The organism is Chryseobacterium sp. C2(2020) (genome assembly GCF_014218915.1).
GTDB lineage: Bacteria > Bacteroidota > Bacteroidia > Flavobacteriales > Weeksellaceae > Chryseobacterium > Chryseobacterium mucoviscidosis.
The window spans coordinates 52,445-75,533 of sequence record NZ_JACLCT010000019.1 but is presented as its reverse complement, the minus strand read 5'-3'; the positions used below and the strand labels follow the sequence as shown (position 1 = coordinate 75,533).

Annotated in this window: 19 protein-coding genes; all 19 read left to right on the top strand. The window is 41.9% G+C overall.

Going from position 1 to position 23,089, the window contains the following annotated elements:
* Positions 1 to 34: 34 nt before the first annotated feature.
* A complete protein-coding gene (locus H6W52_RS12385) occupies positions 35 to 358 on the top strand; it encodes a DUF4134 domain-containing protein (protein WP_024567406.1) in 324 nt (107 codons plus the stop codon).
* Between the two features lies 1 nt (position 359).
* Entirely contained in the window at positions 360 to 674 is a 315-nt protein-coding gene (locus tag H6W52_RS12380) for a hypothetical protein (RefSeq protein WP_024567405.1), read from the top strand.
* Positions 646 to 3,720 (top strand): TraG family conjugative transposon ATPase, encoded by a 3,075-nt coding sequence (locus H6W52_RS12375; RefSeq protein ID WP_024567404.1) that lies wholly within the window; start codon positions 646 to 648, stop codon positions 3,718 to 3,720. Before H6W52_RS12380 ends, H6W52_RS12375 begins: the two co-directional genes overlap by 29 nt.
* Positions 3,707 to 4,429 (top strand): hypothetical protein, encoded by a 723-nt coding sequence (locus H6W52_RS12370; protein ID WP_024567403.1) that lies wholly within the window; start codon positions 3,707 to 3,709, stop codon positions 4,427 to 4,429. The genes H6W52_RS12375 and H6W52_RS12370 overlap by 14 nt, the downstream gene beginning before the upstream one ends.
* Before the next feature lie 229 nt (positions 4,430 to 4,658).
* On the top strand, positions 4,659 to 5,180 hold the full coding sequence (locus tag H6W52_RS12365) for a hypothetical protein (RefSeq protein WP_228457571.1): 522 nt from the start codon (positions 4,659 to 4,661) through the stop codon (positions 5,178 to 5,180).
* A gap of 2 nt (positions 5,181 to 5,182) precedes the next feature.
* The gene (locus H6W52_RS12360; RefSeq protein ID WP_024567401.1) at positions 5,183 to 5,848 is read left to right on the top strand and encodes a hypothetical protein; all 666 of its coding nucleotides are present in this window, start codon (positions 5,183 to 5,185) and stop codon (positions 5,846 to 5,848) included.
* Complete coding sequence (locus H6W52_RS12355) at positions 5,805 to 6,683, top strand: hypothetical protein (RefSeq protein ID WP_228457572.1); 879 nt, start codon at positions 5,805 to 5,807, stop codon at positions 6,681 to 6,683. Before H6W52_RS12360 ends, H6W52_RS12355 begins: the two co-directional genes overlap by 44 nt.
* A 2-nt stretch (positions 6,684 to 6,685) precedes the next feature.
* Complete coding sequence (locus H6W52_RS12350) at positions 6,686 to 7,936, top strand: type IV secretion system protein (protein WP_029738611.1); 1,251 nt, start codon at positions 6,686 to 6,688, stop codon at positions 7,934 to 7,936.
* A 5-nt stretch (positions 7,937 to 7,941) separates the two neighbouring features.
* A complete protein-coding gene (traK, locus tag H6W52_RS12345) occupies positions 7,942 to 8,556 on the top strand; it encodes a conjugative transposon protein TraK (protein ID WP_024565597.1) in 615 nt (204 codons plus the stop codon).
* Between the two features lie 2 nt (positions 8,557 to 8,558).
* On the top strand, positions 8,559 to 8,912 hold the full coding sequence (locus H6W52_RS12340; protein WP_024565598.1) for a hypothetical protein: 354 nt from the start codon (positions 8,559 to 8,561) through the stop codon (positions 8,910 to 8,912).
* A complete protein-coding gene (gene traM, locus H6W52_RS12335) occupies positions 8,908 to 10,116 on the top strand; it encodes a conjugative transposon protein TraM (protein ID WP_024565599.1) in 1,209 nt (402 codons plus the stop codon). Before H6W52_RS12340 ends, traM begins: the two co-directional genes overlap by 5 nt.
* A 2-nt stretch (positions 10,117 to 10,118) precedes the next feature.
* Complete coding sequence (locus H6W52_RS12330; protein ID WP_024565600.1) at positions 10,119 to 10,988, top strand: DUF4138 domain-containing protein; 870 nt, start codon at positions 10,119 to 10,121, stop codon at positions 10,986 to 10,988.
* Positions 10,989 to 10,990: 2 nt separating this feature from the next.
* Entirely contained in the window at positions 10,991 to 11,230 is a 240-nt protein-coding gene (locus tag H6W52_RS12325; RefSeq protein WP_024565601.1) for a hypothetical protein, read from the top strand.
* A gap of 6 nt (positions 11,231 to 11,236) precedes the next feature.
* Positions 11,237 to 13,231: a type IV secretion system DNA-binding domain-containing protein gene (locus tag H6W52_RS12320; RefSeq protein WP_024565602.1), complete on the top strand. Its 1,995-nt coding sequence runs from the start codon at positions 11,237 to 11,239 to the stop codon at positions 13,229 to 13,231.
* On the top strand, positions 13,221 to 14,069 hold the full coding sequence (locus H6W52_RS12315) for a M23 family metallopeptidase (RefSeq protein WP_024565603.1): 849 nt from the start codon (positions 13,221 to 13,223) through the stop codon (positions 14,067 to 14,069). Before H6W52_RS12320 ends, H6W52_RS12315 begins: the two co-directional genes overlap by 11 nt.
* On the top strand, positions 14,059 to 14,781 hold the full coding sequence (locus tag H6W52_RS12310; RefSeq protein WP_024565604.1) for a hypothetical protein: 723 nt from the start codon (positions 14,059 to 14,061) through the stop codon (positions 14,779 to 14,781). The genes H6W52_RS12315 and H6W52_RS12310 overlap by 11 nt, the downstream gene beginning before the upstream one ends.
* Before the next feature lie 12 nt (positions 14,782 to 14,793).
* The gene (locus tag H6W52_RS12305) at positions 14,794 to 17,166 is read left to right on the top strand and encodes a JAB domain-containing protein (RefSeq protein WP_024565605.1); all 2,373 of its coding nucleotides are present in this window, start codon (positions 14,794 to 14,796) and stop codon (positions 17,164 to 17,166) included.
* A gap of 75 nt (positions 17,167 to 17,241) precedes the next feature.
* The gene (locus H6W52_RS12300; RefSeq protein ID WP_024565606.1) at positions 17,242 to 17,922 is read left to right on the top strand and encodes a hypothetical protein; all 681 of its coding nucleotides are present in this window, start codon (positions 17,242 to 17,244) and stop codon (positions 17,920 to 17,922) included.
* Positions 17,915 to 23,041, top strand: a complete 5,127-nt coding sequence (locus H6W52_RS12295) for a helicase-related protein (protein ID WP_024567399.1) — start codon at positions 17,915 to 17,917, stop codon at positions 23,039 to 23,041. Before H6W52_RS12300 ends, H6W52_RS12295 begins: the two co-directional genes overlap by 8 nt.
* The last annotated feature ends 48 nt before the right edge of the window (positions 23,042 to 23,089 follow it).

Genomic DNA, 23,089 nt, shown 5'->3' with positions numbered 1-23,089 from the left:
AATTTACCATACATAACTAACCTAAATTTTAAAAATGATGAAAAATTTTATCAGAAAAAACGTGACAAAAAAGAAAGTTCTAACCCTTGCCTTGGTGATGCTGGCAATGACCCCGATGCTTGCGCAGGGCGGAGCGACCGCCATCTCCAATGCCGCTTCCGACATTAAGGACTATTGGGACCCCATCAAGCTGATATTAAAGGCAGTCGGTGGACTCGTAGGATTTATCGGAGGATTGAGGGTGTACAACAAATGGACGAACGGCGACCAGGATGTCAACAAAGAAATCCTCGGCTACGGCGGTGCGATGATCTTCCTTATCGTGGTTCCGGAATTTGTAACCGCATTCTTTGCTTAAGATGGGATACTACCTGTACAAGGGGCTCAAAAAACCCCTTGTATTCTTCGGACTCAAAGGCAAATACATCATTTATGCGGTAGCCGTCATCGGCGCAGGTGTGGTTGCGGCACTCATCTTATCCAAATTCGGATTGCTGGGTTCATTATTAGGTTTATTGGTAACCGCAGGAGGTGTCTACCTCATTTTCAAGAAGCAGGACAAAAACGGACTCTACGACAAGACCAAAAATTTTGACCAGATATTCATTTTTCCAAAAAAACTCAACAACAAAAGATTTTTAAAAGATGGTAAAGACAAAGAAACAGGCATTTGACATTCCCTTCATCGGCTACGATTACGGAAAGGATTTTGGATGGGATTTTGATGTCCTCTTCGGACAGTACGGGAATCCGATTATCGGCATCAGAATTAAGAACATTGTGGAACAGTATTCCGCCGACCCAGACAACTACCTGAACTTCCATACCGTGCTGAATCAAGTCGTATCCATTATTGGCGAAGGAAGAATCGTTCAAAAACTCGACATCTTTTCCAAAAAGAGATATACCGCCGAATCCTCCAACCAGTTCCTCCAGCAGAAATACTCCGAGCATTTTGACGGAAGACTATTTAAAACCATCGAAACGGTACTCCTGTTTACGGACATTGTGGACGACAAACTCAAGAAGAAAAACAAGCACTACCAGTTTTCCGAAAAAAGTTACAAGGAACTTCGCGACAAATGCCAAAAGGTGTTGATGCTCTTGAAGCAGAGCGGTTGCGAACCCCAATTTTTATATGAGAAAGATTTTGAATACTACATTTCGGGTGTATTGTCGATGCAGTTTACGGAAACCCCGGTTTTTGACAATATCAAAAGTACCAACGAATATCTCCAAATCGGAAACCGCTTCGTCAAAAATATTTCCTATGTGGATGTCGAAAATATCGACCTGCCTTCAGAAATAGATCCTTTTTCCATATTGGGAGGAAACGGAGCAGCCTCGGAAACGGCGGTGGACAACTTCACCTTCATCAACGAATTGGAGGATTACGAAACCATCATCTACAATCAGGTCATCACCATTCCTCTGCAGGCGCAACAACAGCGGGAACTCGACAAAAAGAAAAAGAAGCACGAGGGGGCGGCAAACAACTCTCCATCCAACGCCATTATTGCGGAAGAAATCCAAACGCTTCTCCACAATATCGCCATCGACGGACAACTCGTGGTCAATGCCCATTTCTCCCTAATATTTTCAACACATACACTGGAAAAAATGGAAGGAATACAGTCGATGATCGAGAACAAGCTTTTTACGAAAGGAATTATCGTCTCCAAGAACGCCTACAACCAGCTCGAACTATTTCGCTCCGCCATTCCAGGCAATGCCACGGAACTTCGGGAATACGATTTATTTATGACGACAAGCGAAGCGGCCTTGTGTTTTTTTTTTAAAGAAAGTTACCCCGTGAACGAGGAATCCAATTTTTATCTGCGTTTTACCGACCGACAAGGCGTTCCATTGAAAGTTGATCCGGCGGACTTGCCGATGAAGACAGGAAGAATCAACAACCGAAACAAGTTTGTCCTCGGTCCGTCAGGTTCTGGAAAGTCCTTCCTGATGAACAATATCGTTGAGCAATACCTGACCTACAATTATGACGTGGTCATTGTGGACACGGGAGATTCCTATTCGGGAACCTGCAAATACAAAGGCGGGAGATACATCCAATACACTGAAGAAAAACCAATCACCATGAATCCTTTTTTGATGAACAAGAAAGAGTTCAACATCGAAAAAATAGAATTTTTGACCAATTTGATTTTCCTGATTTGGCAAGGTCCCGATGCCACGATGTCGTCCGCACAAAAATCTATTTTGGACAATGTGCTGATGTCGTATTACCACCAATATTTCAATTCGGGAACCAGGTGGTATGAGCATAAGACCTCGGAGGAACTCATTCTCTATCTGAACAAATACAACATCCACGAGGAAGACATTATTTCAGATTTTGAGAACCAGTCGAACGGACAGTACAACTATTACGATATTTTGGGAATCGCTTTCGATGCAGGTTCTGACGAGATTAAGGAGGCTTTCCGAAAACTCGCCATCGAATATCATCCGGACAAAAATATGAACAACCCGAATTACGACAGCGAAAAATTCTACAAGGTTTACGAAGCTTATGAAACCTTGAACGATGAAGATAAGAGAAAAATCTACAATGAGACGCAACTCATCCTCATCAAGTCCAACGAGATTATCAGGCAGCCGAAAACGGCGGAAGAATGGAACGAGTCCTTCCGAAAAACCATCATCAAGAAAATTAAGGAGCTCGAAGAAAAATTGGAGGCAAAAGAACTTTCCTTCAACGGATTCTATGACTACTGCGATAAATTTCTGCCCCTTTACCTGAACAATAAGAAACACCACATCACCGAAAAGGAATTTAATCTAAGGACATTCTTGTTCGTGCTGAAGGATTTCTACAAAGGCGGAAGATATGGAACGACACTCAACGAAAGTGCAGACAACACGCTCTTTGACGAACCATTCATCGTCTTTGAAATCGACAATGTGAAAGACAACCCGAAACTGTTTCCGATCGTGACACTCATTATCATGGATACCTTCATCCAGAAAATGCGTCTCCGAAAAGACCGAAGAAAGGCGCTCATCATCGAGGAAGCATGGAAGGCGATTGCCAGCAAACTGATGGGCGGATATATTCTCTATCTCTACAAGACGGTTCGGAAATTTTGGGGAGAAGCAGTGGTTGTTACCCAGGAATTGGACGACATCATCGGAAATGCCGTCGTAAAAGACAGTATTATTAATAACTCGGACACCTTCATATTGCTGGATCAGACCAAGTTCAAGGACAACTTCGACAAGATTGCATCACTGCTTTCATTGAACAAGGTGGAACAAAACAAGATTTTCACCATCAATAATTTGAACAACAAATTTGGAAGAAGCCGTTTCAAGGAATTTTATCTGAAGCGGGGTTCCAAAGGAGAAGTGCACGGCAATGAGGTTTCCTTGGAGCAGTATTTAACCTACACCACGGAAAAACCAGAAAAATCCGCAGTCGAATACTATGTCCAACAATACGGAAACTACGACGAGGCTTTGCAAAAAATTGTAGGCGATTTGAAAAATTTCGGAGACAGCCTTGAAAACTTGGTATCGCTCGTCAACCTTTATCAAAAGCCATTGGACAAAAAGGTGGTTTCCTATTACAGGATGATGAAGAAGACGCACAAAGGGCAAAATATCTTCAAAATCATCTCGCAGGAATTGGAAAACCGAAATATCCATTTTTCAGAATTAATCAACCAAAAACACGAGGAATATGAAAAAGTATAAGCCCCAAAATCCCCAAAGGGGACTTTCAATAAATTCCCTCTCTTGGAGGGTTTGGAGGAGGCTTTTCCTGTTGATTCTCCCCCTTTGGGGGACATGGGGCTTCTCCCAAAACACCTACATCGACCCGACGGTAACGGCGGCGATGATCCTCTATTCAGAAAACTTGAAAGCCAAGCAGAACGATGTGATTGATGAAACCTCCAAACTGAAGGATGCCCAAGCGTGGGTGGGAACCCAGATGGTGGTTGCCAACGATATTCAGAATAAGATTCTGAAAGGTCTGAAGGAAGTTTCGGGAACCTTGCAGAACGGAATCCAGGTGAAGGAGATTTATTCGGAACTCAACAAATGCTACAATTATTCATCGCAGGTAGTTCAGTTGGCATCGGCACATCCACAATATGCCATTTTCGGGGTAAAGGCTTCACAGAAAACCTATGAACAGAGTATAAAAATAGTGACTGATGTCTCCGACATCCTCGCCTCGGGAGAGCTGAACCTTGCCACTGCGGGAGACCGATACAAGATATTGCACAACATTTCCGAGAATGTCAAAAACCTAAAGCTTTGGCTTCTGGCAATCAAGTTAAGACTGGAAAAAGCCAATCGTTTGGGATTCTGGAACTCCATCAATCCATTTGCAGGATACATCAATACCGACAAGGGAATTGTAGAAAATATTATGAACCGATACAAAAGAAATTTCTAGCCCCTGTCCCCAAAGGGGAACAATGTAAAAAAATAAGATGAAAATGAAACATCCCATAATTAACGCTTTAAAAAGCCCCCTTCGGGGGTTTGGGGGCTTGCTGATTTATTTTGTGCTCACTTCATCCAGTGGCGGCTCCACGCCGTCTTGGCAGCAGGAAAACGTATCCTTTCCGATGATGAACCTAGAAATCAAGGCGACGATGGATGAAAACGAGAGGCAGAAGGAGATGCGGAAAAACCAAATTGCCAATGCCACGGTGGAAACTGCCAACAAAACCCAGTGGAACAATTTCAAGGACAAGGTGACCAAAATTCAGGACAGACTTCGAATCGTATCGTTCGCCATTCAAGCGATTCCCACAGGAATTGCGATGAGCAGGGAGATTACGAAAATCACCCAAAACCAGCAAGCCATTATCCATGAAATCAGTACCGCACCTTATTCCATCATCGCGGTTCTGCCTTCACAGGTTCAGTTTGTGGATGATCTGCAAATGGTGACGAGGCTGATTGTCGGGATTGTGGTTTCCTATGGGGCAATGAACCAGATGGAAAAGTCGGAGCGCAAGATTTTATTGGATTATGCCTTGGGAGAAGTCAAGACGCTGAGCAGAAATTCTACCCATATGCTTTTAAAGATTCGGGACATCAAGGCAAAAGTCTTACGAAACAAAAGAGCCTTTCAATACTATGTGAATCGGGACAAACAGGTGGTCGAGAACATTATGAAAAACATCAAATCCTTTTAAAAATGAGAAAACTATTTATCGGAGGAATCTTGTTTTTTTCTGTTGGTTTTGTAAGCGGACAGCAGATTGTTATCAACGACAAACTCTTGGTGCAGATGACCACCAACCACGGCGTAAGGCTGGGAAGCGAGCAGGCATTTCTAAACTCTTATGAAAAACAGAAGGAACTGTACGACGACATTAAAAACAAGACTGCACAGGTCATCGCCATTCAGGAATACATCTACCAACAACTAAAAAATGTCAACTCGGCACTCACGCAGAGCAAAAAGTTAATCTATCTGTACCAATATCTGGGAAAGGTAGCGAACAACTCCAACAAAATGCTGGACTTGTCGGCGCAACATCCAGAATATGCCGTCTTGGTTTCCAAATACTATGTCGAAATCGGCAAACAGACCTTAAAACTCAAGCAGGAAGTCACGCAGGATATTTTGAACGAGAACAAGGATTTCCTGATGGATCCGATGGACAGGGAGATGCTTATTGAAAAGGTGTTTACCCGAGTTCGGAACATCAATGGAAACATCCTCTACATCATATTGCGGTTAGAAAACGCCAAGAAGATTCCGTACCTGTACCAGGTTCCAGTGCTAAGAAACTACCTCAATATCGACAGGGCGATTGTCGGAGACATTATCCAGAAATACAAATACATATTCAATTAAAAAGATGAAAAAATTAGTTAAAAAATTTGCCCTCGTTCCGCTTTTGCTGACAGCAGTCGGCGTATTCGGGCAGTTTACCGTAAAGCGTTTGAACGACCCCTCCATCGTAGCCCAGCACAAAAGGATGGTGTTCCAGAGTTGGGGCGATTGGCGTCCCTATCCAAAATACCTTTTGGGGATTCAGACCAACTTCGCGTATGCCACCGTTTGGGGAATGTGGGCTCCCAGCAGAAACAGGGATTATAAGGATGGAGAAGATATCCGACCGCTAAAACCGACGGGACTTCAAAACCAGCGTTTTGCCCAAGTGAAATTTCAAGAGGAAGAGGCAAAAAAGATAAAGGCGGCATCCGACACCATCTATAAAAGAAGCGTCCAAGACTTTGCCCATTGGACTTCGGCGACGGTCGATGCAGACCCGCTCTGGTTGCTCTACTACAAAAGGATGCTCAGACCCATTACCGAATTTCCAGACAATCCTCAAAACTTTATCGAATGGAGGCTGAAGAACCAGCAAACCTACGAAACGCTCAATACCACGGGAACTTTAAAAAGACTTCAGGAGGAATTGGACTTAATCAAGGAAAAATATTCAATGTCGAGGTCGATGGATATGCCGAGAGGAAAACGCTTTTTGATGTACCATGACACCCTTATCAAATGGAGAAGGTTCGTGCAGGAATTAAGGAAACACAACGATAAGACGACACTTCTTTTGGACTATAAAAATATTCTGAAAAACCATTCGCCTTATGCATTGCCACAGGCTTGGACTCCCGCTTCCGACAAGCAGATCATCCACAACACGATGCAGCAGTACAAACATAAATTTTAGTGATGAAAAGAAATACTACACCCTTATTTTGCCTCTTGGCAATATTGCTGCCGATAATCGGCTTTGCCCAAACCGACGGCGACTACAGCAACCTGCTCCAATTTCTAAAGGGCGACGGCGCATTTGAGAAATGGTTTATGGAGGTCTTTACCAAACTGGACAACAGCGTTCAAGACGGTGCTGTCGGATCCGCTTTGGTTGGAAGGGCGATCGGAGGACTGGGAGCGTTGATGTATCTCGGATACATGGGTTGGCAAATGGCGGCGGGCGACCGGGAATGGGAAATCACCCCGATGCTCAAACCAATCCTCATTGGATTTACCCTGGTGTATTGGAGTGGTTTTGTCAATCTGATTCAGGCACCCTTTGAAGCCATTGCAGAACCGGGAATCGCCATTTTCAGCGACATTGAGTCCGAAGTGAATGATTTGAGGATTCAACGATTCAAGAAACAGCAGCAGCTACTCGATGCCGTCATCAAACTGAAAGCCGACGAGGATGCGAAGCAGGACGTCATCAACAACACCGGCAAAGATGCCGACGACTCTTGGTTCGACATCAGCGAGGGACTGGACAAACTCATCCAACCCATCAAGGAATGGCAGTTACGGATGGAGTTCCAGCTCCAAAAACTGGTTGCAGAAATTATCGAGTTCGTTTGCCTTTCCATCCTTCGAATCTGTGTCTACCTTATTTTCTTCATCCAAAAAATTTGGGCCTACATCCTCATTATTTTGGGGCCTATTGCGGTAGGTATGGCGCTCGTTCCAGGATTTGAAAACTCGCTGTACAGCTGGGTTTCCAAGTTCATCAACATCAACCTATACACCTTTGTAGCCTATACCATCATCAATATTGGTCAGCAACTGATCGCTTCGGGTTATGAAATGGAGATTGAGCGGTATGACACGCTTTTAACCAATGGAACCATCACCAATTTAGATGCCTTGATGGTTTATGTGAGCAATTCGGGAATGATCTACAACCAGCTCTTTACCTGTGTCGCCTATATCGTGACGGGAATCGGGGTATTGATGACGCCCACCATTGCCGACACCATTGTTACAGCGGGAGGTGCAGGTGCGATGACCAAGATGAAGAGTGCTGCTGGAAGAATGGCGAGTGCCGCTAAAACAACGGTATTGGCAGCCAAAACCGGTGGAGCTTCCGTAGCGGGAGCAGCAGCAAAATCGGCTGCATCAGGTTCCGCATCGGGAATGGTCAACAGTGCGATGAATAACAACAAAAAATAAATAAGATGCTGATCAAAAATATCGAACAAAGAATAAAAATCAACAAGGTAGTTTCGCTGGGAACAATAGCATTTGCCGTAATTATCGTATTGGCGGGCTTCTTCTTTGCCTATCGGATGATTCAGGATTCAAGAAAATCCATCTACATTTTGGACAACGGGGTTCCGGTACTGGCAAAGCAGACCGATGTCTTGTTAAACAGACCCGTAGAATACAAAGCCCAAATTGAACTGTTCCACCGACTATTTTTCACCTTGGCTCCCGATGATGCCTACATCAAGGAGAATATTCAAAAATCACTGTACCTCATTGACGACAGCGGAAAAAAAGAATACACCAATCTCAAGGAAAAAGGCTTCTACAACCAGATTGTGGCCTCCAGTTCCATGGTCAGTATTCATACGGATTCCATCTCGCTCAATATGGAGCAACAGAAATTCTCCTTTTTCGGAAAGCAGATGATTACCAGAAAGTCTGCCGTGATTACAAGAAAATTGATTACCGAAGGATACTTTGAGGACATCATCCGAAGTCCAAACAATCCGCACGGTGTGATGCTTAAAAATTGGAGGATTATCGACAACGAGGAAATCTCCAACCAAACCAAAAATTCCTATTAAAGATGAAAAATTTTCTAAAACAAACCGCAAAAAAGGGATTGGAATGGGCGGCAAAAAATCCGAAGAAGTTTTTCACCCATTCGATGGTTTTTCTCTCCGTGTCTTTTATCGGATCGCTGATACAGGGAATTTTCTTTCCGAGCCAGTCGACATTTAAAATCAAGCCCCCAAACCTCTATTCCAAAAGCAACACGACCCAGCAAATTAATAAAAACCAAGAGAAAGAAATGGAGAAAATAGTTAATGAACTCAAAATTTTAAAAATGAAAAGGGACCGAAAAGAACTCCAAAAAGAAGACAGCCTGAGAATAGAATATTTGTACAACCAATACCAAGAACTGCAACATGGACATTAAGAAAATCAACTTTAAGGAAAAAAAATATGTGATGCCCCTTCTGGCATTGCCGTTCCTGCTGCTCTTTGTGTATGTAGGTGCCCAATTTACCAAAGAGGACACCTCTAAAAAGGACAAGCCGAAAGAACTTTCCCTGTCTCTGGGAGAAACACGGGACTCCATCATGACGAAGAACGATGCCTACGACGCCTTTTTCAAGAAGGACGACAACAGGACGATGCTCGGAGGATTGGACAAGGAAGAGGACAGTCTGCTCAGTTATGAAGACCAGTTGTCTTTGGACCAGAAAAGAAAGATCGATTCACTGAAGGCGGTCTCCAGCAGACAAAATCAGCAGGCGTCAAAAGGAGGCAACTCTTCCTATTACAATCCAAAACAGCAAAATGAGGACAAGGATTTCAAGAGGTCTTCTGAAATCATCCGAATGCTGAACGACAAGTCCAATGGGAAACAGGAAAATGAGCAACTTTCAGAAAATCAAAAATCTAGTAATCAAAATGCACAGCAAGACCCCGTAAAATATCTGAAACAGCAGATGCTCGTCATGGATTCCCTAGAAAAAGCGAGGGATCCCGAATACCAAGCCAAACTCTTGGCGGAACAGAAACTCAAGGCAAACAAGGAAAAGATGGACGAGTTCCTCAATTCCACCTTCAATGTCGGCAAGTCGGGAATCAACAGCGAGTTCAATGCCTTCTACAGGGAAAATGAGAACAGTTTTATCAAAGCCGTCATTGATGAAAACAACAAGGGATTTCTGGGAAGCAGAATCCGGTTCCGATTATTGGAAGACATCTTCGTCGGCAACAGAAAAATTGAGAAAGGCTCCATCCTTTACGGGCAAATCTCGGGATTTTCCATGCAGCGGGTTGACCTCAAGATTGTCTCGGTATTTACCAAGGGAGAAATTCTTCCCGTCAACCTTTCCATCTATGATATCGACGGTTTGAAGGGACTTTATGTTCCGGAAAGCGTCTTCAGGGACATGATTCGGGAAATGGGGAGCAACTCCGTACAGGGAACACAGATGGATATGGGCGGACAGGGATTTTTCACGAGCATCGGCTCAAAATTGTTCACTTCCACCTCCAAATCCATAGCCAACCTCATTAAAACCAACAAAGCCAAACTGAAATACAACTCCTATGTATTTCTCATCGACGAAAAACAGCTTAAAGACTCACAAAACCAACAAAAGAAATAAAAATGAAAACAGCAATCAATATCCTATTATTCCTTATATCCAACCTTTTTATTGCCCAAACCGCAACCAAGGAACAAGTCATTTCGGAATTGCCCGAACTAGTGATTACGGAGGGCGTCAACCTGCACATCATCTCACCGGAACCCATCCAATATGTGGATTTGTCCACCCAAAAACTCACGGGTGATCTACCGAACATCAATATCGCGAGAATCAAGATCACGGATGCTCCTACCAACGTCGACCCAAAGGAAAAGGCAAAAACCACCTCTTTATTGAATGGCGACAAAATAGGAATAATAACCGTTGTAGGTCAGTCTTTTATTGCCCAATATAAGGCTATTTACAGAAATTCGGAAAATAAAAACACCGTGACCAACATCCATATCCAGCCAGAAGAGATGCAGCCGATTGAACTGGACAAAACCCGTTTTTCCAACTTGGAGCTGACCAAGTTTGCGATGGACATCATCCAGAAGAAGACGGAAGAAAATCCAATCAGGGAGCAAAAAGACCTTAAACTCAGTATGCAGCTCAACAATGTGTACGTTATCAGCGACTACATCTTTCTCGATATGACCTTCAAAAACAGCTCGAACCTGAGTTACGATATCGAAGACCTAAAATTTTCCATCGAGGACAAAAAAATCTACAAGGCGACCAACAATCAAAGCATCGAGATGACACCGATTTTTAGACTTTACGCCCCGAAACATTTCAGGAAAAATTTCAGAAACATCTATGTCTTCAAAAAATTCACTTTTCCGAACAGCAAGGTGATGATGATCCGCCTGATTGAGGAACAACTCTCGGGAAGAACCATCGAGATGAAGGTGAATTATTCAGATATTTTAAAAGCAGATACATTTTAGTTATGAACCCATTACCAACAGAATTAATTATTGTCCTTCTCCTGGCGTTCATCGCTTTCATCGCTTCTTGCATATCCATATTTTTTTTATTCCGTCTCAGAAAAGCAAAGAAGGAAATAGAAAAGGAAATTATAAAAATGGCTTATCTGAAAGCGTGGTATAAGGAGATTGCAGTGAAGATTTATGGTAAAGACCGTATTGAGGAAAAAGAGAAAGAGTTTTTAAAAAACTACAATTTATAGGAAGTAATGCAGGAACAACAACACCAAATTAAGATTTACGGATTCCTTCAGAAGGCGGTTTATGCGGTCGTGGCATTGGATTGTGCGTCGCTTTTCTACCTCGATGCAGATATTCCTATAGTTTCAAATCTATTGAAAAATTTCTCGAAGATGAGTTTCTTTTACCCACCCATCAACGCAAAGTTTGCGACCCTGATTCTGATTGGATTGGTTGCTGTCGGGACAAAGGCGAAGAAGAAAAAGGATTTGAACATCGCCACGGAAATCGTAATCCCCATGATATTGGGCTTGTTGATGATTTTTTCTTCACTCGTTTGGCAAAACGAGGCAGGAAACTCCAAACTCCCTAAAATTTTTCCTGCACTGAATCTTTATCAGGTCATCTATGCCGTATTGTCTTTTTTGGGTGCAGTAATCCTTCAAATGGGAGCAGACGCCATCTCAAAACTCATGCAACAAAAAATGGGAAAAGACCGATGGAATGTAGAGGAAGAAAGTTTTGCCCAAAATCAGGAACTGGTAGAAACGGACACCTCGATCAATATCCCATATCTCTTCAGATACAGTAAAAAAATCAACAAGGGATGGGTCAATATCAATCCATTTCGTGGGACGATGGTGATTGGAACGCCTGGAAGTGGAAAGTCTTTCGGAATCATCAATCCCGCAATCAGGCAAATGATAGCGAAAGGCTTCTGCCTGTGTATTTACGATTTCAAGTTTCCCGATTTGGCGCAGATTGCCTACTACCATTATCTGTTGAAGAAAAGCAAAGATTCAGGGTATGAATACGATTTTCATGTCATCAATCTGAACGAGGTAGAAAAATCCAAAAGGGTAAATCCATTGAAAAAAGAATACATCCAAACCTTGGCGGAAGCACAGGAAATGGCGGAGTCAATGGTATCGTCGCTCCAAAAGGGAGGTTCAAGTTCGGGAGGCGGCTCCGATGCTTTTTTCACCCAATCTGCCATCAACTTTCTTTCGTCGAGTATCTACTTTTTTGCCACCTACGAGGACGGAAAATATTCGGATTTACCACATATCCTGTCCTTTATGAACCGAAGTTACAAGGAGATTTTTGACACACTTTTTACCAACGAGGAAATATTCTCACTGCTTTCTCCCTTTAAGACGGCGTATGAAAACAAGGCATTTGACCAGTTGGAGGGACAGGTCGGAACCTTGAAGATATTTCTCTCACGATTGGCGACCAAGGAAAGTTTCTGGGTGTTTTCGGGCGACGAAGTGGAACTAAAAATTACGAACAGGGAGAATCCTTCCATCCTGATTTTGGCATCCGATCCAGGAACGCAGGACATCAATTCCGCCCTTTATTCATCGGTTTTAAACAGGACTTTACGACTCATCAACTCCAAACACAATTTGCCGGGAGGAATTATTGCTGACGAGTTTCCCACCATCTACATACATAAAATCGACAACGTGGTGGCGACCGCAAGGAGCAACAAAGTGGCGGTCTTATTGGGACTTCAGGAAATCCCACAACTCCGACAGTTTTACAAAAAAGAAGTTGCCGACACCATTTCCGCCATTGTTGGAAATATCCTTTCAGGTTCCGCAAGGGACAAAAATACTCTGGAATGGCTGGAGAAACTGTTCGGAAAAATCAAGCAAAAATCCTATTCCCAATCCATCTCCCAACAAGGAACGACGACCAGCATCAACGAGAAAATGGACTTTATGATTCCTGCAGGAAAAATTGCGACGCTCAAAACTGGCGAAATGGTCGGAATGATTGCTCAGGGCGAGGAAAACGACACCGAGGAATACAAAACTTCGGCGATGAACGGCAAAATCAATTTGGATATGAAGGCCATCAAACAGGAAGAACACAACTATGTGAAAATGCCTTCCTATTACTCATTTGTCGACAAAATGGGAAACAATAGGAAAAACGATGTCCTGATGACCAACTTCAGAAAAATCAATAAGGAGGTTGAATTAATCGTAAATGAATTTACTAAAAATGAAAAATAGAACGACAATAATAACATTAACAATTCTCCTTTTAACAGGCGGTTATTCCATGGCTCAATTCAATACGCTGATGCCGACAAAACCACACAAAACGGAAGACTTTAAAATTATGGAAACCCCAAAAGAGGAGAATTCCAACCAAAAAAAGGAGAAAAAATCGTGGAAAGAAATCTTCAACATCACCCCAAAATCGGAACTGAAAAACGAAACCGAAAGTTCAATGAAGATGTTAACGAGTCAAATCGACTCTCTAAAGACGATGCTTAAAAACTACCATAATGGAAACAATCAAAGTAACGTGGACTACAAAAAGATGAAAGATTCACTATTTGAACTGATGCAAAATTTTCAACCCGAAAAAAAGCAGGAAAAGGATTTTGAAACCACCTTTGAAGGTTTACGGAAAAATATCTCAATGCCTTTGCGCAATAGAATTAGCGTGACTTCGCCTTACGGAACAAGGATGCATCCAATTTTCGGCACTGCAAAAATGCACAACGGAATTGACCTCAAAGCCAACTACGAAGATGTTCACGCCGTGCTTGATGGAATCATTACCGAAGCAGGTTGGGATTCCAAAGGCGGTGGAAACTACATCAAAATCAAACATTTCAACCGATTTGAAACCTCCTATCTCCACCTCTCCGAAATCTACTACAAAGTCGGAGAAAAAGTCAGGGCGGGCTTCATCATCGGGAAAAGTGGAAACACAGGGAACTCTACCGGACCGCACCTGCATTTTGCAGTAAAGGAGTTTGGACAAAGCATCAATCCCTACCATTTCTTAAACGACCTAAACAAAGCAAACAATTTAATAGCAACCTACTATGCAAACTGAAAACCTACCTACCGAAGAACTTAAAAAGTTCGGAATCATCAATGAAGATTTGTCATTTTCAAAAAAACTGAAAGCGGACGACATCCAAAAATTTCTGCAGGGCTACACGATTGTCGCAGACAACGACAAAAACAGGGCAACTTTCCAACTCACGGAAAACAACACCCGACTGAAAGTCATCTTTCTGGAGCGGGATAAAAGCATCTCCGAAATCCTCAGAAACAGCAAGGATGGAATTGAGTATTCCACTATTCAAGACCTTTCAAACAAAAATGAGAAGAAACTTTCGCTTGAAAAAAAGGCATTCATCTACGACAAGGAAAACAACATCGTCGCCGAGTTCGACCTCATTAAAAATGCCACCGAACTCACCGCAATCATTGCCGACAAGAAGGATGTCGCGGAAATGAACCGCTACAAAAACGAACTTCAGAAACTGAAAAATTTCCTGATGGATAAAATCGACCAATATCCCGAAATCGCCAAGGAAATTTCCAACGACTTGAACATCGTTTCCAGAGAAATCAACACCGTAAACAGCATCTCACCCGATGAGAAGCAGATTTCAAAAGGTGGCAATTCCGAAATTGACCTGAACGTCAATGACAGGGATAGGTACGAAGACGCGAACAGAAACCGGGAAGAGCAGGAAGAAGAAATCGAACAGGAAATCGAACAGGAACAGGAAAAACGCCGTGGATTCCGCAGATAAATTTTTGAAAAGATGGAAACAGAAACGATCAATTACCAGAGCAAATATGGACCGAACACGAATTTCCAATTTCCGACGGACGAGGATACGCAATATCTCAAAACGTCGGCGGGCGAAATATTACCGTACAAACTCTTCAGTGGGAGAAATGATGCTGACCCAAATTCCGCCATCCTACGGGAAAAGGACAATCAAGGTTACGCCAATGACTTTGCGCTCGTAGAGCGGCAGTTTTCGGAAAACAAAAGTCTTTCATTCATGGCGGGAACCAAAATTTCTGATGTGAACGATGTGGCTTGGCTTTTCCGTGCGCTTGAAGACGAGGCGGTGGAACACACCTTTGCACTCTACAAATTCAAGGACGACAGTTATCTCGTTCAACATCTTTCGACAGGCGGAATTACTTCCACCGTTGTGGATTTACGGTTGTTGACGGGAAACGTCTTCAAAATGCAGCCCGAAAGCATCACGCTCGTCCACAACCATCCGAGCGGACAACTGATTTCGAGCAAACATGACCGACTCATGTTGCAAAGACTGCACGAAATTTTCGACCATACAGGAATAAAGGTGGAAGACGGCATCGTCATCAATCTGCGTTCGGGGAAATATTTGGTATTCAACGGAGATTTGGGAAGCGACCGTGTTCTGGAACTTTCCGAGCAAAATCAACAGCAGGGAAAAGTCAGCACCTTTTCCTTTAACAAGCAGATTTTTGCCGCCAATTATCAGCCGTTCAAAATCAACAGTCCCGAAGATTCCGCCGCCTACATTTCAAGCCAAAAGTTTGGACTGTCCGACAAGACGGAAGCCATCATCCTGAACAATGCGAACGACATCGTTGGGAAATTCATTCTTCCGCAGCATCGACAGTTCGAGAAACTGACCGAACTGATGACGATTCACGCCGGAACGGGTGTCATCCTTTATGGAAACAATGTAAACGAGCAGATGTACAAGGAATACCGCGACAAACTCGAACTGATGGGGTTCACGGCTTTGGATGCGATTTTATTGGAAAGCGGAAACTACCACTCCCTTTACGAAAAGACCAAAATCAACGTCTATGACCACCTTTTGGACAAATTCAGCAAGAACCATCTGAATGCGGAACCCATTGTCGGCGTATCGGAAAACAACCTAAATAATAGTTACTCTAAAAATTTTAGAAATATGGAAGAACCACCACAAAAGGATTACGTCAAACTGTTTATTGACGATTCCGAAGGTCATACCAAGCACGAATTTGAAATCTCCTTGACGGAAGACGACAAAGTGAACTACAGCCAGATTGCCTCAAAAATCCAGCTGTATCGAAAGCCGGAAGACCATGTTTTGCTATTCGTTGGCGGAGAACTGCTTACCTACGAGGGAAATGAGGAAACAGAAAAAATCATCGATTCCCTTAAAAGTCTTTTTCTTCCCGATGAGAAAAAACGGAGCAATTTATTCAGCCAAAGTAATTTTCATTCGAGATTTAAAGAAGAAATGGATGCCACAAGGTCAGGATTTTCGATAGACGACATCATTGGAGAGCCTTCTATAAAAGATTACGCCAAAATGAACGGAGATGACTTAACACAACACCTCAATAAAAACAAAGAATATTTTAACAATCAAACCCCAAACATTATGGAAACACAAAAAGAATTCAACCAGGTAGATTATCTAAAAAATCAGCTTAAATACCTCGGTTTCGGCGAAGACGAAAAACTTCACAAAGAATTGGAAAAAGGCATCAAGTCCAAAAACCAGCAATTCGAAATCAAAACTTCCTCGGACAAGGCACTGCCCGGAAACAAGGTTGATTTTGCCTTGAAATTCAACAAGACGGAAACGGGTGGTGTTTTCCTCAACTCTTACGACGCCAAATTGAAGAACGAGAAAGGCGAAGAAATCACCCACAATTTTTCGGTAAACAGAGAAAATACCTTTACCGCAAAAGAAGCCGTAAATCTTTTGGAGGGACGGAGCGTGAAAATCGAGTTCCACAACCCCAAAAGCGACCAGTCGGAAACCGCCTTCGTGCAGTTCAACTTTGAGGAGCCAAAGACGGAGAAAGGAAACTATATGTTCCAGAATTTCTACAAAAACTACGGTGTCGATACCGACAAAATCGTGGAAAAAGCCAACCTCGTTTTCGAAAAGCCGGAATACAGGGATAACACCATCAAGTCACTTGAAAAAGGAAATGTGGTGAAAGTGAAATTTGAAATGGACGACAAGGTGGTGGAAGGAAAAGCAGTGCTCAATCCGCAATACAAGAACCTGAACCTTTACGACAACGACATGAACCGCATCAACACCAACAAACCTTTGCAGGGAATGGAAAATGAAGAAAAACAGGAGAAAGCCCATGTGAAGGAACAGAGCATCAAACGATAATAAATAATACCTGACTATTATCCGAAGGCGGTAAGTCAAATTTTGATTTGCCGCTTTTTTTAAAATGTAATCATTATGAACATCAAATCCATATTTTTAGTTTTCGTTTCAGTATTTATCCTAAATTCCTGCCACAAGGAAATCAAATCCGAAAAAGGCGGAATCGACCTCATTACCAATGTCTATTTTGATGCCTCCAGAGGATTGGACAAGATGCAGAGTTTCCACATCTCGAAAATGAGTTATTCGGAAAACCAAATTATCGAACTGGTTCCAAACCACACCTTTCCCGAAATGAATCAAAATGCCTATCTCGTGAGAGATTCTTTCTGCTATCCATTGGATGCTGAAAACGGCAACATCATACTTTCCGATATTCTTGAAAAACAAAAACCCGCATTGGTTTGGAACAAGAAGGACGGCGCCATATTCTCAAAAGAAATGATTCCGAACTATAATAACAGGCGGAAACTCTCCGACACGGTGTTATTCAAGAAAAAATACAGACGCTTCGAAATCAATTCGCCTTGGAACTATACCCGTTTCTACATCTATCCGACAGACACGATTCTGCCGTATTCCCTCTACAGACACGCCGAAAAGGATTATGGCGGAAGATTGGAGCGCATCGATTCCTACAATAAAAAGACCGACATCTTTGTAAGCCTGCAACTGCTTCCAAGAAAAAACTGGGACGACACGGCGAAAGACATTTTTGAGTTCAACCACTTCGTAAAAAACAGAAAAAGTGAGTGAGACATCCTATTTAAATCATTCTAGTTCAGAAATTTCCATTATTGAGGGAACTAAAAACGAACTGATTGTCTTTAACAGCGATAACGACAAAGATTCGTTTTTGGAACTTTTGAAACTAAACAATCAAAACAACGGCAGAACCCTTGTAACACTCAATTATAATGAAAATACTGGAAGCTTTGTCGAACGGTTTAAAAACTACGACGGAAAGATATTTCTGTGTCTAACCGGTGATGATGACGGAAATAGGTCTACACAAAAAATCCTCAATGAATTTCAAAATAAAAATATCAAGGACATCCGCCTGCTGTATGGAATTTCTGAAAATGGGAACCAAAACCTGGAAGAATATTTAAAAAATAAACTCCAAGTTCAAGAGAAAAATACTACTTTAGTTGAACAAAAAACGATAAGAAATGAAGACGATGGAACTCAATCCGAAGGAATTTCCGACACTCAGCACTTGGGAGCCGAACTTTCTCAACGAAATTCTGGAGAATCTAACCAAACAAGCAAACCCAAGCAAAACGGAAATCACTTTGGAGGACAAGCTGTGGACGGCAACCATACTGGAAATGGACTTGAAGACACAATCTGGAAGCATCTGGTCGGAAAACCAGAGCGAGGACCCGTTGACGGAACACAACCGCAAAATGCTGCAAAAAATGAGGGAGCAGAACATTCCTTGGGCGGAATCGTATCCGGGAGAAATGTATCCAATAGAATAGCAGAAATAGTAAAAACATCTACTCAAAACAATGAGGCATTAGGGGTTCTTATTTCAAAATATAAAGGTCAAAAACTGACCAATGAACAAGTTGCGGAAGTTGTTTCCGCAGCTTGTTTTGTTTCCAGCGATAAGCAAGTTAAACTCAAGGAAAGTCTTAACATTACCGAGGATTTAAAAGAGATCTGTCATCAATTCAAAAGTGGCGGAACAGCTAAAGAAGGCAGGGGTATTTTGGATGAATACTACACCGATTCAAGGATTGTAGATGCCGTCAGAAATTTAATCAAAGACCAGTTTAAGAACAGGCAGGAAATTTCGGTATTGGAACCCAGCGTTGGAACGGGAAATTTTCTGTATGCAGTGAAAGAATTGGGAATCAAGTCCAATATCACTGCCTTTGAAATCAACGAAACCACCGCAAAGATTGCGAAAATCCTTCATCCCGAAGCCCACATCCATCTCCGCTCCTTTGAAACCGAGTTTATCGAAGAGAAAGGCAACAAGAAGGAATTTGCCGAAAAATACGATTTGGTTATCGGTAATCCACCCTACGGCGACCATCGCGGATTATACAAAGGTTTGGGAGAAGAACCCAAAATCTCCAAATACGAGGACTATTTTGTCAAAAGGTCTTTAGATTCTCTTAAACCCAATGGAGTTTTGGCAATGGTGCTTCCTTCGGGTTGGTTGAACCGACAAGCCCAACTAAAAAATGCAGATATTTTGGAAGGTTTTCGTCTGCCGAATGGTGCTTTTGCCGGAACTCAGGTAGGAACGGACATTATTATTCTGCAAAAAAATTCCCAGAAAATTTCTACAGATATTTCCAATTATTTTGAAAAACATCCCGACAGGATTTTAGGGGAAACCCGAGAGAAAACCAACCGTTTTGGGAGGTTGGAAAACTATGTCTATGGAAATTTAGAGGACGCCTTATCTAGGATTGAGCAACTCAAAAATAAAAAGCAGACCGAAAGAATTGGAAACCTCTTTGAAGATTTGTTTTTGGAGGTTGATCAACCTAAAGGAGAATCAAAAAGCAAAACTTTAGAAAACACCATTCCCGCTAAAACAGAAGAAATTGACCTTGCAGAAACGAAAGATAAAATTGAGCAAGTTCTTTCCAGACTTAATGAAGTAAAATTCAAATCTCCCGCAATTGAAAAGGAGATTGAGAAGTATTTCAAACTCCAAACCCAAATTTTTGATAATCCCCCAAATTTTTCGAAAGACCAAATTGATGAAATTCATCGTAAAGCGGATAAAATTATCCAGTCCCACAAAGAGAAAAATGCGGAATATCGAATTCAGACCAAACCGGAAATCAAGAAAGGGGTTTTAAAATACCAATTTTTCAAAGCCGATGAAATTGTGAATGCCTCGCTTCAGAACAGTACCGATATTACTAAAGAACAGATTGAGGCATTTCGGGACACTTCCTACGACGGCACATTAAACAATCACGGTAAGCACTACCAATTTGCCAACTATATGGACGGAAATTGGGTTCACGATTTTTATTACGCCGAAGGGAATATCTACGCCAAATTAGAACAACTGGAAATAGACTTTAAGGACAGGTTCTCGGTTGGCGGAACAGAAAATCAATATGAGAAACAAAAGGATTTACTCCTCAATGTTCTTCCAAAACCAAAAACTTTAGACGAAATCTCAATCAGTCCGAATCATGAATTTGTCCACCAGTTTGATTTGGGATCCATAGAAAAGGAACGCTGGAATCAAAACACAAGACAGACGGAAACTGTAACGGTTCCCTATAATCTTGCAGAAAAATTCAAGGATTTTGTCGGAACGCTTTCCAGTGAGGCATTTGCAGGTTCTTCATCTTGGGAAGTAAGAAGTTTTGTAGACAACGAAAACGTTACCGGAAGCGACAAGGAACGGAATGCCTTGGTTCGCGAAAGACGAAAAGTCGCCGCCAACGACTTGTTTCAAAAATTTTTGAGGGAAGAATTGTCGGACGCTTTAAGGAAGCGTTTTGTCAATGATTTTAACCGAAACTACAACAATATCTATGTTCCGGACTATTCAAAGTTTCCTTTGTTTTCAAAAATCCATTTGAATTTTAAAGGTCGAGAACTTAGATTAACTGAAGTTCAGAAAGCCGGAATCGGAAGGCAGACCACGAAAGGTGTCGGATTACTTGCACATGAAGTGGGATTTGGAAAAACATTGTCTGGAATCCTGTCAATGCACGAAGCGATGGAAAGAGCAAATGCGAAAAGACCGCTGATTGTCGTTCCCAATGACAGCATTCTGAAACAGTGGGTGGAAACCATTTTTGAAACCATTCCCGAAGCCAAAGTGAATGTCTTGGGAAATCTCGGAAAAGACTTCGACCTCTCAAAATTCGACAACAAGGATGGGGAAATCACCATCGTCACTTACGAGGGTTTTAACAATATCGGTTTTTCTGAAAATATTACCCAAAATCTGGCTTCCAAGTTCTCCTATATTTCAGAAAATGAATTAAGAAGTGTAAACACCATCAGCGAAAGGGATTTTCAGAAAGAACTGGAAAAAGAAAAAGAACTGGTGGGTAAAATGAAGCGTGGCAAGATTTACGATTGGGAAGACTTTGGTTTTGACCATCTGACTTATGACGAAGTCCACAACGCGAACCATATCGTAGGAAAAGTAAGAATAAAAGACCGCCGATTTGCTTCAGACTTTAGAAATCAAAACCAGCAGACTTCAAAGTTGGGTATCAATACTTGGATGGCTGCGCAATACATCCAAGAAAAGAACGACGGTAGAAATGTTACCTTGCTTTCTGCAACGCCATTTACCAATAAACCACTGGAATATTATTCTATTCTCTCCTTGATTGCGAACAAGAGATTAGAAGAATCGGGCTACTTCAATGTGAATACCTTCTTTGAAACCTTTATGGAGGCAGACAACGACATGGAGATTGACGCAAAAGGTGATGTGAAATTCAAGGCGAATGTTCGACGTTTTAAAAACAATTCGCTGTTTCAGCAACTTTTATCTGAATTTATTGATATCAAAGGCGAAGAAGACAATCCAGAATTGGTGCGGCCCAACCGAATCAACAAGGAATATAAGATTGAGCAGAACTATTTAACGAGTGAGCAATACGAAATGCTCAATGAAAACTTTACCGAAACCCAAAAAGGGGCAATTCTTACGCATATCCTTAATGCCCGTTTGATTGCGATTTCACCATATCTTTCTCCCTATTATGAAGGAGAAGAACCGTCTTTAGAAGAGTTTATAGAGGATTCTCCGAAACTAAAACAAACGATGGATTTGATTCGGCAGAACAAAAACGACATTCCGGATTCGGGACAGATTATCTACTCTGAATTAGCTGTTTCGGAATTTCCGAAACTAAGGGAATATTTGGTACGGGAGGTCGGCTACAAACCGGAAGAAGTCGGAGTCATCACCGGAGCAACCAGCAAACCAAACCGTTTAAAGATTCAAGATGATTTCAATTCCGGAAAAATAAAGGTGGTCATCGGAAGCGAGGCGATTCAGGAAGGAATGAACCTTCAGGAAAATACGACGGATATTTACATGCTTTCTCTTCCGTACAACTTTACCTCTCTACGGCAAGTGGAAGGTCGTGCTTGGCGACAAGGAAATAGGAACGAAAATGTAAGAATCAACTTTATGTTGACCAATGACAGCATTGATGTCTTTATGCTTCAAAAATTGCAATCCAAACAGGCAAGATACTTGGAGGCAATGAAGAAGGGAGCCGATGTTTTAGATATTTCTGACATCAGCACGCAGGAAATGAAAACCGCCATCATCACGAATCCCGAAACCAGAGCGAATATAGAAATTGAACTGATGAAAAAGCAAATTGAAACCGAAAAAAATAAATTTTTGGCTGATTCTGCTTTTGTGCTTCGAAAATATGACAGTTTTATTAAAATTCAGGAAGAAGTAACTAAAGCGCAACATAACTACAACCGAATCTTAGGCTATTCCAAGGAAGAGGGCGACAATGCCGAATACTGGAAAAACCAGCTTCCATTTTATCAGAAAACGATTGATTTGACAAAGGAGAAAGTCCAAGAGGAAATTGATATTCTTTCTCAAAAAGGCGTGAATGTGACGGAGATTGAACAGCAGACAAAAATTACTGAAGATAAGATTGCTGAATTGGATAAAAGGTTGGAGGATTTGCCTAATGTTCGGGAGGGATTGGTTGAGAAGTATAGGGAGGAGAAGGAAATGCAGTTGAAAATTAATGAGAGTAGGGGTTATTTAGAGGAGAGAATGGTGGAGAATTCACAATTATTTAAGACGAATATTATCAGAGTAATTGATAAAAATTTTGAAAATGAAAATGTACAAAAAATAGAAATACAACAATATGGAAGAAAGAGATAATAAAAAAACAGGGACTTGAAGTCCCTGTTTTAGTCCCCGCTATGCGTA